The following is an 11,571-nucleotide window of genomic DNA, read 5'->3' on the forward strand; positions in this document are numbered from 1 at the left end:
CTGCTCTGAGGGGGCGGCTCTGAGGAGGTAGCCCTGAGGGGTGCGTTGGGCGGCCCGAGGGGGATTTGAACCGGCCGTCGTACGGGGGCGGGGGCGCGGCGGGCGCGGGGGACGGCGCGGGGGCCGGGGCCCGGGACTGGGTGTGCGTGGGGTGTGTGCCGGGGCTCTCACGAGGGTGTTCCGGCGGCTTGGAGCTTCGCCCATGCGGCCGCGCAGGTGCGGCGTATGTTCCGACAGAACCTTTGTGTATGCGGCGCGAAGGCGCCTATCTTGTCGCACATGCAGTCCTACACCATCGGCCAGGCAGCGCGTCTGCTCGGCGTCAGCCCCGACACCGTGCGCCGCTGGGCCGACGGCGGCCGCGTCACGACCCATCGGGACGAAGGCGGCCGCCGGCTCATCGACGGGCGGGATCTGGCCGCGTTCTCCATCGAGGTCGGCCAGTCCTCCCAAGGCGAGGACGAGGTGCCCTACACCTCCGCCCGCAACGCCTTCCCCGGCATCGTCACCGCCGTCAAACTCGGTGACGTCGCCGCCCAGGTCGAGATCCAGGCCGGCCCGCACCGCCTGGTCTCCCTCCTGACCCGGGAGGCCGTCGAAGAGCTGGGCCTCGAGGTGGGCATGCAGGCCACCGCGCGGGTGAAGTCCACCAGCGTGCACATCGACCGCGCCTAGGCCGGTCCCGGGCCGTCGATCCCAGGCCACTCCCGTACGTCCCTGCGGCGTCGCCCTTCTTCCTGCCCCCCACGCATCCGGCAACGGAGGCACGGCAGCGGAAGCCCTCATCTCCCGGCGCGGCTCGACACGCATCCGAAGGAGCTCCACCCATGTCTGTCATGGCTCTCAGCACCCAACGCCGCCGCGCCGCCACGGCCGTCGTCTGCGCCGCCCTGCTCATCCCGCTCGCCACGGCCTGCGGCGGCGGCAAGGACAGCGGGGGCGGCGCGTCCGCCTCGCCGTCCGCCGGAGCCGGTTCCGCCGGGACCGGTTCCGCCAGGGCCGCCAAGCTGACCGTCCTCGCCGCGTCCTCGCTCACCGACGTCTTCAAGACGGCCGGCGCGGCCTATGAGAAGGAGCACCCCGGCACCAAGGTCACGTTCTCCTTCGCCGGTTCGCAGGAGCTGGCTGCGCAGGTCAAGCAGGGCGCGCCGGCCGACGCCCTGGTGACCGCAGACACCAAGACCATGGACGGCCTCAAGGCCGATGTGAACGCCCCCTCGGTCATCGCCAGGAACCGCCTGGTCATCGCAACCGACAAGGGCAACCCGAAGAAGGTCGAAGGCCTCAAGAACCTGTCCGAGCCGAACCTGAAGGTGGTCCTCGCCGCCCCCGAGGTGCCGGTCGGCCGCTACAGCAAGCAGGTTCTGGACGCCCAGAAGATCACGGTCAAGCCGGTCTCCCAGGAGCCCAATGTGCGTGCCGTGCTCAGCAAGGTGGAGCTGGGCGAGGCCGACGCCGGCATCGTCTACAAGACCGACGCCGCCTCCGCGAAGGGCAAGGTCGACACCGTCGACATCCCGGACGCGCAGAACGCCGTGGCCCAGTACCCCGCCGCCACACTGAAGACGTCCAAGAACGCCGACGCCGCCGCCTCGTTTGTGAAGTGGCTGTCCTCTCCCGAGGCGCGGAAGATCCTCACGGACGCGGGCTTCCAGCAGCCGTAACCCGATCGCGTCATCTCCCTTGCGGGGCCTGCCCGTCCGGCCTTGTCCGTCCGGCTTGTCCGTCTGGCCTTGTCCGTCCACGGCGGGCGGGCCCCGCACCCTCAGGACACCCGGGGAACCTCATGCCTCGCAGCCGCTTCCGCACCCGCCGGCGCCCGCCCCTCGCCCTGGCGCTGCCCGCGCTGCTCGCCATCGCCTTCCTCGCCATGCCGCTGCTCGGCATCCTGGCCCGCACTTCATGGGGCGACCTCGGCACCCATCTGACCAGCCCCGACGTCACCGAGGCGCTGCGGCTCTCGCTGGTCGTCTCGCTCTGGGCACTTGTTCTCTCCCTCCTGCTCGGCGTGCCCCTCGCCTGGCTGCTGGCCCGGGTCGACTTCCCCGGCAAGGCCCTGGTGCGCTCACTCGTGCTGCTCCCGATGGTGCTGCCGCCCACCGTCGGCGGCGTCGCCCTGCTGCTCGGCTTCGGGCGGCGGGGGCTGCTGGGGCCCTGGCTGGAGGACACCTTCGGGATCACGCTGCCCTTCCACACCTCGGGCGCCGTGGTGGCGGCCACGTTCGTCGCGATGCCGTTCCTCGTGATCAGCCTGGAGGGGGCGCTCGGCGGGCTGCGGCCCCGCTACGAGGAGACCGCGGCCTCGCTCGGCGCCTCCCCCTTCCGCGTCTTCCTCACCGTGACCCTGCCGATGGTCGCGCCGGGCCTCGCGGCAGGAGCGGCGCTCACCTGGGCGCGCGCGCTCGGCGAGTTCGGCGCCACCATCACCTTCGCCGGCAACCTCCCCGGCACCACCCAGACCCTCCCGCTCCAGGTCTATCTGCTCCTCCAGGACTCCCCGCAGGCCGCGACCTCCGTCTCGCTGCTGCTGCTCGCCATCGCCATGGCCGTCCTCGTGGCCCTGCGCGGCCGCTGGACCGGCGCCGCCTCCCCCCGGGGCGCCGCACCCCACGCCACCCTCGGGGACCCCGGCCCCGCCGCTCCCCAGACGGACCCGACCCCGGCCGACCCGACCCCGGCCGACCCGTCCCCGACCGACTCGGCATCGGCCGACCCGGCGCGGCTCGCGAAGGGCGCCAACTCGCCCGCCGCCACGCCGAGTTGGGCCCTGCACGCCGACGTGTCCGGGTTCAACGAGCTCACTCTCGACGCCGAGCCCGGCACCACGATCGCCATCGTCGGTGAGAACGGCGCGGGCAAGACCACCCTGCTGCGGGCGCTGCTCGGCCTCACCCCGCGCGCCCACGCCGAACTGCGCCTGGGTGATCTCGACGTCACCGGTCTGCCCCCGCACCAGCGCGGGGTTGCCTGGGTCCCCCAGGACGGCGCGCTGTTCCCGCACCTGAGCGCGCTCGCCAACACCGCGTACGGGCTGCGCGCCCAGGGCGTCGGGCGCGGCGAGGCCCGCGCCTCGGCCCAGCGGTGGCTCGACCGCCTCGGCGTCGGCCCACTGGCCCACCGCAAGCCGGCCCAGCTCTCCGGAGGTCAGGCCCAACGTGTGGCCCTGGCAAGGGCGTTGGCGGCACGGCCCCGCCTCCTGCTCCTCGACGAACCTCTGGCCGCGCTCGACCAGACGACCCGGGCCCAGGTCCGCCACACCCTGCGGACGCATCTGGCCGGGTTCTCCGGGGTGTGTCTGATCGTGACGCACGACCCGGTCGAGGCCGTCTCCCTGGCCGACCGCGTCCTCGTCCTGGAAGGCGGGCGCGCGCTCCAGGACGCGCCGCCCGCCGAGGTCACCCGCCATCCGCGCTCCCCCTGGGTCGCCCGGATGCTGGGCCGCAACGCGTGGGCGGGGCAGGCGCGCGGCGACGGACTGGCGCTGGCCGGCGGCGGCCGGATCGTGGCGGCCGAGCAACTGCCCGAAGGCAGCAGGGCGTTGGCTATCATCGCGCCGGAGTCGGTGTCCGTGCACCGCAGGCGGCCCGACGGCAGCCCACGCAACGTCTGGCCCGGCACCGTGCGCGAGATCACGGCGAGCGGGAGCAGACTGCGGGTGCTCATCGGATCGGCCGAGTCGCCCGACCTGATCGCGGAGGTCACCCCGGGCGCGGCGGCCGAGCTGGGATTGGTGGAGGGCGCGGCCGTATGGTCGAGCGTGAAGGCGACCGAGGTGACTCTCGTGTCCCTGTGAGCCGCCGCCCCTAGACTGGCTGCCCGGAGCGACAGGAACGGTCATGCCACGGCGACGGGAGACGACGGTGACGACGAGCAGCGCCGACCCGTCGGCCGACGTACTCGGCGAGGCAGCGGGCGTCTTCGGACTCCTTGCCTCGCCCGCGCGCCTGCACATCATGTGGATGCTGAGCCATGGCGAGTCCGATGTGTCGGGGCTTGCCGAGAGGGTCGGCGGTGCGCTGCCGGCCGTCAGTCAGCACCTGGCGAAGCTGAAGCTCGCGGGGCTCGTCCGCTCCCGGCGGGAGGGGCGGCGGGTCGTCTATCTCGTCGACGATCCCGATGTGGCTCAGATGGTGCGCTGGCTGGTGGACCGGCTCGGCGGGGGCGTGAAGCTGCCGGGACCTTCAGGACTCGTCCGTGACCTGGGCGCCTGAGCGGGTCTCCACTCTGCAGTTGTCAAAGAGCACTCCTCTGCAATTGCTGCGTGCGCTCGACTCCGGCCCCCGGGGGCTCGTGGACTCCGACGCCGAGGCACGACTCGCGCGATATGGGGAAAACGTCCTTCCCGCCCGACGAGTTCCCGCCCTGCCGATCGTTTTCCTGCGCAGCCTGCGCGACCCGTTCACCGCCGTGCTCGCCGGGCTCGCGCTGGTCTCCACGCTGGTGGCCGCCTGGGCCACGGCGTCGGTCATCGTGGTGCTGGTGGTGGTGAGTTGCGCGCTGCGGGCCGCGGGCGAGCACCGCGCCGACCGTTCGGCCGCCCGGCTGCGGCACCTGGTGGCGAGCACCGCGACCGTGCTGCGCAGGGCGGATGAGGACGCGGCGCCGGTGGCGCGTGAGGTCCCGGTGGACCAGGTGGTGCCCGGTGACGTGGTGCGGCTCGCGCCCGGTGATCTCGTACCGGCGGATCTACGGCTGTTGCGGGCCAGCGGTCTGACGATGCATCAGGCCGCGCTGACCGGCGAGTCCGCGCCGGTCGCCAAGTATCCGGTGGACGAGCCGGCGCGGACGCCGCCCCCGGCCGGGGCGCGGGTGGATGAGACGCGGACGGACGAGACGCGGACGGACGAGACGCGGACGGGGACGGGGACGGCCGACGCGTCGCCGTCCGGGGCGCGGGTGTTCGCGCTCGGTGAGGAGGACTTCGACCGGCCCGAGGTCTGCTTCCAGGGCAGCAGCGTGGCGTCCGGCAGCGGCACGGGTGTGGTGATGGCGACCGGCGTGGACACCCGGTTCGCGGCGGCCGACCGGGCGCCGCGCGACGACCAGCGCACGACCGCGTTCGACCGCTCGGTCTACGGCATCTCCTGGATCCTGATCCGCTTCATGCTGCTCACTCCGCCGCTCGTCCTGATGGCCAACGCGGCACTGCGCGGCCGGGGCCTTGAGACCCTGCCGTTCGCGGTGGCGGTCGCCGTCGGGCTCACCCCGGAGATGCTGCCGGTCATCGTGACGACGACCCTCGCGCGGGGCGCGTCCGCGCTGGCCCGCACCCACCAGGTGATCGTCAAGCGGCTGCCCGCCCTGCACGACCTGGGCGCCGTCGATGTCGTCTGCCTGGACAAGACGGGCACTCTGACGCAGGACCGGCCGGTCGTGGACTGCGCGCTCGACATCTCGGGCGCCCCCGACGACGCCGTGCTGCGCTGGGCCGCCGTCAACAGCCTGTGGACGCTGCGGCTCGCCGACATGCCCTGTCCCGACGCGCTGGACGAGGCCCTGCTCGACGCCGTGGAGGAACGTCTCGTCACGGGGCTCGCCGCGCTGGAGTACGACGCGGTCGCCGCCCTCCCCTTCGACCCGGTGCGCCGCCTGTCCACCGCCGTCATCGCCACGCCGGGCCGGCTCGGACACCACACCCTGGTGGTCAAGGGCGCCGCAGAGGACGTCCTGGAACGGTGCGAACTCACCGAGGAGGAGCGCGGGCGGGCGCGCGCCCTCGCGGACCGCCTGGCCGCCGACGGACTGCGCGTCCTCGCGGTGGCCCTTGCGGAACGTCCCGCCACCGCGCGCCCGTACGCAGCCGCCGACGAGCACGGGCTGACCTTCAGGGGGCTTGTCGGGCTGCGGGACGCGGCGGACGAGTCGGCGGCGTCCGCGCTCACCGCGCTGTCCCACCGGGGCGTCGCGATCAAGGTGCTGACCGGTGACCACCCCGGCACGGCCGCACGGGCCTGCCGCGAGCTCGGCCTTCACCCGGGCGACGTCGTCACGGCCGCCTCCTTCGACGCCCTCAGCGACGCCGAACTCGGCGAACTCGCCGCCAGTACTACTGTCTTCGCCCGCTGCTCCCCCGCCCACAAGGCGCGGCTCGTCCGCGTCCTGCGCGAGCGCGGACATGTCACCGGATTCCTCGGCGACGGCGTCAACGACCTGCCCGCGCTGCGCGCCTGCGACGTCGGCATCTGCCCGCCGGGCGCCGTGGACGTGGTTCGCGAGACGGCGGACGTCGTGCTCGCCGCGAAGGATCTGACCTCGCTCGACCACGCCATCGCGGCGGGACGCGCGGGCGGCGCCACCATCGCGAGCTATTTGCGGATCACCCTGTCCTCGAACCTCGGCAACGTCATCGCGATGCTGACCGCCGGACTGCTGCTGCCGTTCCTGCCCATGCTGCCCTCCCAGGTCCTGGTCCAGAACCTTTGCTTCGACGCCGCCCAGCTGGCCTTCGCCCACGAGCGCCCCCGGGCGGCGGCGCTGCGCCGGCCCCTCAAGCTGCGCCCACGCGAAGTCCTCTTCTCCGTCACCGGGTTCGGCGTGCTCAACGCCGCCGCCGACCTCGCGACGTTCGCGGTGCTCGTGTGGGCGCTGAGCGGCACCCGGGCCCAAACGCCGTTCCACGCCGGCTGGTTCACCGAGAACCTGCTGACCCAGGCGCTGGTGATGGTGCTGCTGCGCACCGGGCGCGGCGGCGGCATCCCGGTCACCGCCGGGGTGCTCGCGCTGACCGGCCTGCTGCTCCCGCTCTCGCCGCTGGGGCCGCTCATCGGCATGGGCGCGCTGCCCCTTGCGTACTACCCGCTCCTCGCGATCGTGCTCGCCCTGTACGCGGGCGCGCTGCACTGGCGCACACGCGGAGCCCGCTGGCCGGTGCCCCCTGCTTGAGGATTGGCCCGCCGAGCGGCCCCGGATGCCTTCCGCCCCTGGTCAGGGCCATTGTCAGACCCGGCGCCTACCGTGGGGGACATGAGCGACACAGCCCGTGAAGTCCCCTTGCGCGTCCGGCTCGAAGCGTGGTCGGACGACGACCTCGACCTGCTCCGCGCGGCCAACGCGCCGGAGATGACCGACCACCTCGGCGGCCCGGAGTCCGAGGAGAAGGTGCTGTCCCGGCACCGCACGTACACGGCCATGAGCGCCGGTCCCGCCGACGAGGGACGCATGTTCAAGGTCCTCGTCGCCGGGACGGACGAGGTGGTCGGGACGGTCGGTTACTGGCGGCGCATATGGCAGGGCGAGCCTGTGTACGAGACGGGGTACGGCATCCTGCCCGCCCACCGGGGCCGTGGCCTGGCCGTCGCCGCGCTGCGGGCGGTGGTGGCCGAGGCACGCGCGGCGGGCGGCCCGCGCACGCTGCACGCCTATCCGTCCGTGGACCACGCGGCCTCCAACGCCACCTGCCGCGCGGCGGGGTTCACCTGGGCCGGCGAGGTGGCGTTCGAGTACCCGCCGGGCACCTGGCTGCGCTCCAACGACTGGCGTGCGGACCTGGCGGAGGGGGTCAGTCCAGGTGCTTGTCGAAGTTGAAGGCCGTCACGGCCATGCGCTCACGGAAGTAGAAGCGGTGGGCGTCGGTGCGGTGCGTGGCGGAGTCGAGGTTCAAGGAGGTGCAGCCCGCCGCCCTGGCGTGGGCTTCGAGGTGGGCGAGGAGGGCGTGGCCCACGCCGGTGGAGCGGGCGGTCGCGGCGGTGACCAGGTCGTCGACGTACAGCTTGCGGCCGGCGACGGTGTTGATCACGACGCGCCAGCCGGCCGCGCCCACGCAGGACCCGTCGTCGGCGTAGGCGGCGGTGAAGCGCAGGCCCTGGGCGTGCCCCTCCCCGTAGATCTCGGCGAACAGGTCCTCGGTGAGGTGCGGGCGGAGTTCGAGGAGCACCGGCAGCAGGTCGGCCGCCAGACGCGGGTCGCCGGGCTCAAGGTCAATGATCTTCATGCGGCGAAGAGTAGAGCGCACGAGGCGCTACCGGCCACCGCGATAGCCACCCCGGCGATCGCCCCCACCTCACGGTGACCACGCCCACGGTGACCGTTGGCACCGCGACCAGGCCACGGTGACCACGCCCCCGGCGACCAGCGGCACCGCGACCACCCCGACGGTGACCACCCCCGCCGTGGCCACCGGCACCGTGACCACGCCCGCCGTGGCCACCGGCACCGTAACCACCCTCACCGTGACCACGCCCACCGTGGCCACCGCCACCGTGACCACCGCCACCGTTGCCACCGGCACCGTAACCACGCCCACCGTCACCACCGGCACCGTGGCCGCCGCGACCTTGACCAGCGCTGTGGTCGCCCCCAGACCGCCCCTACCCCCGGCCCCGTCGCAACCCCCGGCCCAGCTCCGCCCCGTCCCCCGAAACGCGTTTGACGGCCCTCCGTCCAGCGGGGATATTTACCTGTGCGTCGCAGGTATTGCGTCACGCAGGTTATTGCTCGCCGTCCCACAGGGAAGGCGCACCACCATGCGTCACCGCGCCTGCGGCCGGCCGCGACGTAGGCTCGGTCTTCGTACGTGAACGTGAACGAGCAATGCCGCACACCTCAACTTCCTTCACCCGGAGGGCATTCACCTCATGACGGTCCTGATCACCGGCAGCCGCGGCAAGGTCGCCACCATCCTCATCGGGCTGCTGCGGGAGCACGGCCTCACCGTGCGCGCCGCCTCGGCGAGCCCGGACAAGCTGACCCTTCCGGACGGCGTGGAGCGCGTCGTCTGCGACCTCGACGACCCGGCGACGTTCCCGGCCGCCCTGGCCGGCGTCGAGTCGGTCTTCCTCTACGCCAACCCGCAGCACATCGAGGCGTTCCTCACCGAGGCGAGGGCCGCCGGGGTCCAGCACATAGCGCTGCTCTCCTCCAGCTCCGTCCTGGAGCCCGGCGCCGACACCAACGCCATCGCGGCGATGCACAGCGCCGTCGAACGCGGCCTGGCGAACTCCGGGATCCAGTCGACGTTCCTGCGACCCGGCGCCTTCGCGGGCAACGCGCTGGGCTGGTCCTGGGCCGCGAAGTCCACCGGCACCGTGGACCTGCCCTACCCCGGGACCCAGGCGAGCCCCATCCACGAGGCCGACATCGCCGAGGCCGCCCTCGCCGTCCTCACCCGGCCCGAACTGCGGGGCCGCTCCTACCACTTGACGGGCCCCGCCTCCCTCAGCGCGGCCGAGCAGGTGGCCATCGTCGGCGAGGCGTCGGGACGTCCGCTGACCGTCAACACCGTGAGCGGCGCGGCCTGGAAGGAGTCGGTGGCCGAGTTCATGCCGGGGAGTGTCGCGGACGCGCTGCTCGGATACTTCGCCTCGCACGACGGCCGCCCCGATGCCGTCACGTCGGCCGTCGAGGAGCTGACCGGTCACCCGGCCCGCACGTTCGCGTCCTGGGCACGGGAGCACGCGGACGCCTTCCGGCCCTGAAAAGCGTTTCCCGAACATCCGGCCCGGGGGGCGCACCGGGGCGCGCGCCTGAAATACCTGGCCCGTACCCCCGTCCCAATGCGATCCTGGCGGCGTGAACGGACCGGAGATCCAGATCGACTTCGCCCCTGAGCTGCGGCTCTTCGTTCCGACGAAGCGCCGCGCCGGCCGCAGCGCCGTGGTGACCGACGGCGTGTCCACCCTGGGCCACGTCGTCGAGTCGCTGGGCGTCCCCCTGACCGAGGCCGGCCGGCTGCTCGCGGACGGCCGCGAGGTCCCGGTCTCACACATCCCGGTGGCGGGCGAGTTCATCGAGGTGCACGCGGTCGAGCGCCCTCAGCGGGTACCGGGCGCCCCGCTCCGGTTCCTGCTCGACGTCCATCTCGGCACACTCGCGCGGCGGTTGCGGCTGCTCGGCGTCGACGCGGCGTACGAGAGCGAGGACATCGGCGACCCGGCGCTTGCCGCGCTCTCGGCGCGGGAACGGCGTGTGCTGCTCTCGCGGGACCGGGGCCTGCTGCACCGCAGGGAGCTGTGGGCGGGGGCGTACGTCTACAGCCACCGCACCGAGGACCAACTGCGGGACGTACTGGGCAGGTTCGCGCCCGAGCTCGCGCCCTGGACCCGCTGCACCGCCTGCAACGCGCCGCTGCGCGAGGCGGACAAGGAGTCGGTGGGCGACCGCCTGGAGCACGGCACGCGCGCCGCGTACGACGTCTTCGCCGAGTGCGGCTCCTGCGAACGGGTCTACTGGCGCGGGGCGCACCACGCGAGCCTTGAGGCGATCGTCGACGACGCCGTCCGCGAGTTCGGCCACGTGAACGCGGCCGCACACCGCCCGGAATAACCAGAATGACCAGCCCGTGCCGCGTCCCCGCGTCGGTCAGACCAGGCCGCCCCTGAGGCGTTCGGCCTGGGACGCGCTGAGGTCGATCGTGCGGCGCATGTGCGTGGCGATGAGCGCGATCTCGTCGTCCTCGTACGCCTCGAACATCTCCCACCACGCGCCGTTGAGCCGGCCCCAGACCGCGCCCAGCTCCGCCATCCGCGCGGGCACCACCTCGACGAGCACCTTGCGGCGGTCCCCGGTGTCGCGGCGGCGCGTCACATACCCGGACTTCTCCAGGCGGTCGACGAGCCGGGTCGCGGAGCCGGTGGTGAGGCCGGTCAGCTCGGCGATGCGTCCCGTGGTGACGGGCCCGAGTTCGAGGCCCAGCAGGTTGAGGCACTGCAAGTCCGTCGGATGCAGGCCCAGGTGGTCGGCGAGCGCCTGGTTGAAGAGCGCGTACGACGCCATGTAGCGCCGGGCGACGGCCCCGAGGTCACGCATCAGATCGCCGCGCGGGCCGGGGCCGGACACGCCGTCGGCGCTCCTCTTCTGTGGCATGCGGAGAGTGTACGGCGCAGGGATCGACGCCAAGGAGGCCGTGGGGCGGGCGGCGGCGACCAGCCCGGGCCGCCCTCAGCACCCGTCGCCCCCAGCGCCCGTCGCCCCCGGCACCCCTGGCCCGCCGCACCCTCAGGCCCACTCCGCCCTCAGGCCCGCTCCGCCGTCAGATAGCGCTGCACTGTCGGGCCGAGCCATGCGATCACCTCGTCGCGGGACATCGCGGCCGTGGGCGGGAACCTCAGCACATAGCGGGTCAGGGCCATGCCCAGGATCTGCGAGGACACCAGGGCGGCCCGGCGCGGGGCGTCGGCCGGGTCCGGGCAGACGGCGGCGGCGAGCGGCACCATCTGCTCGGCGAACACGGCCCGCACCCGCTCGGCACCGGTCGCGTTGGTGACGCCGACCCTGAGCAGGGCGGTCAGCACGTCGTCACCCTCCCAGCGGTCGAAGAAGTGGGCGACGAGCGCCGCGCCGAGCCCGTCGGCGGGCAGCTCCGCCGGGTCAGGGAAGCCCAGCTCGATCTCGGAGGCGGCCGCGAACAGGCCCTCCTTGTTGCCGTAGTACCGCATCACCATCGACGGGTCGATCCCCGCGTCCCGGGCGATGGCCCGGATGGTCGCGCGCTCGTAGCCGTCGGCCGCGAACCGCTCGCGGGCGGCTTCGAGGATCGCGGCCTTGGTGGCTCCGGAGGTGCGGCGGGGGCCGTCGGCGGGGGCTTCGCTCGTCATGCCAACAAATGTAGGCCAACGCCTGTTGACACGCCAGCGG

Annotated in this window: 12 protein-coding genes; 8 read left to right on the plus strand and 4 right to left on the minus strand. The window is 73.3% G+C overall.

What is annotated here, in order from left to right; all coding sequences use genetic code 11:
- The first annotated feature begins 279 nt into the window (after positions 1-279).
- The 6 genes from ACFYM2_RS18970 (at position 280) to ACFYM2_RS18995 (ending at position 7,524) form a co-directional block, all read left to right on the plus strand.
- Entirely contained in the window at positions 280-675 is a 396-nt protein-coding gene (locus ACFYM2_RS18970; RefSeq protein WP_358998304.1) for a helix-turn-helix transcriptional regulator, read from the plus strand.
- Between the two features lie 161 nt (positions 676-836).
- The gene (modA, locus tag ACFYM2_RS18975) at positions 837-1,664 is read left to right on the plus strand and encodes a molybdate ABC transporter substrate-binding protein (protein WP_388837476.1); all 828 of its coding nucleotides are present in this window, start codon (positions 837-839) and stop codon (positions 1,662-1,664) included.
- Positions 1,665-1,786: 122 nt separating this feature from the next.
- Positions 1,787-3,793, plus strand: a complete 2,007-nt coding sequence (locus ACFYM2_RS18980; RefSeq protein WP_388837380.1) for an ABC transporter permease — start codon at positions 1,787-1,789, stop codon at positions 3,791-3,793.
- Between the two features lie 43 nt (positions 3,794-3,836).
- Complete coding sequence (locus ACFYM2_RS18985; RefSeq protein WP_358998299.1) at positions 3,837-4,211, plus strand: metalloregulator ArsR/SmtB family transcription factor; 375 nt, start codon at positions 3,837-3,839, stop codon at positions 4,209-4,211.
- Positions 4,195-6,882 carry a magnesium-translocating P-type ATPase gene (mgtA, locus tag ACFYM2_RS18990; protein ID WP_388837383.1) on the plus strand — a complete coding sequence of 896 codons (2,688 nt, stop codon included), beginning with the start codon at positions 4,195-4,197 and terminating at the stop codon, positions 6,880-6,882. Before ACFYM2_RS18985 ends, mgtA begins: the two co-directional genes overlap by 17 nt.
- A gap of 81 nt (positions 6,883-6,963) precedes the next feature.
- Positions 6,964-7,524: a GNAT family N-acetyltransferase gene (locus ACFYM2_RS18995; RefSeq protein WP_388837386.1), complete on the plus strand. Its 561-nt coding sequence runs from the start codon at positions 6,964-6,966 to the stop codon at positions 7,522-7,524.
- Here the strand turns inward: ACFYM2_RS18995 and ACFYM2_RS19000 are convergent.
- The gene (locus ACFYM2_RS19000; RefSeq protein ID WP_358998290.1) at positions 7,499-7,930 is read right to left on the minus strand and encodes a GNAT family N-acetyltransferase; all 432 of its coding nucleotides are present in this window, start codon (positions 7,928-7,930) and stop codon (positions 7,499-7,501) included. The two genes, ACFYM2_RS18995 and ACFYM2_RS19000, sit on opposite strands and share 26 nt — an antisense overlap.
- Positions 7,931-7,999: 69 nt before the next feature.
- Positions 8,000-8,248: a hypothetical protein gene (locus tag ACFYM2_RS19005; RefSeq protein WP_388458552.1), complete on the minus strand. Its 249-nt coding sequence runs from the start codon at positions 8,246-8,248 to the stop codon at positions 8,000-8,002.
- Positions 8,249-8,573: 325 nt separating this feature from the next.
- Here ACFYM2_RS19005 and ACFYM2_RS19010 point away from each other — a divergent pair, with 325 nt between their 5' ends.
- Both ACFYM2_RS19010 and ACFYM2_RS19015 read left to right on the plus strand, forming a co-directional pair.
- Complete coding sequence (locus ACFYM2_RS19010; protein ID WP_358998287.1) at positions 8,574-9,413, plus strand: NAD(P)H-binding protein; 840 nt, start codon at positions 8,574-8,576, stop codon at positions 9,411-9,413.
- 94 nt (positions 9,414-9,507) lie between these two features.
- Positions 9,508-10,260 carry a Mut7-C RNAse domain-containing protein gene (locus ACFYM2_RS19015; protein ID WP_388837390.1) on the plus strand — a complete coding sequence of 251 codons (753 nt, stop codon included), beginning with the start codon at positions 9,508-9,510 and terminating at the stop codon, positions 10,258-10,260.
- Between the two features lie 36 nt (positions 10,261-10,296).
- Here ACFYM2_RS19015 and ACFYM2_RS19020 read toward each other — a convergent pair whose 3' ends face one another.
- Both ACFYM2_RS19020 and ACFYM2_RS19025 read right to left on the minus strand, forming a co-directional pair.
- Complete coding sequence (locus tag ACFYM2_RS19020) at positions 10,297-10,743, minus strand: MarR family winged helix-turn-helix transcriptional regulator (RefSeq protein ID WP_388458806.1); 447 nt, start codon at positions 10,741-10,743, stop codon at positions 10,297-10,299.
- A gap of 206 nt (positions 10,744-10,949) precedes the next feature.
- Entirely contained in the window at positions 10,950-11,531 is a 582-nt protein-coding gene (locus ACFYM2_RS19025) for a TetR family transcriptional regulator (protein ID WP_358998278.1), read from the minus strand.
- Positions 11,532-11,571 lie beyond the last annotated feature (40 nt).

The organism is Streptomyces sp. NPDC006711, from assembly GCF_042869775.1.
Taxonomy (GTDB): Bacteria; Actinomycetota; Actinomycetes; order Streptomycetales; family Streptomycetaceae; genus Streptomyces.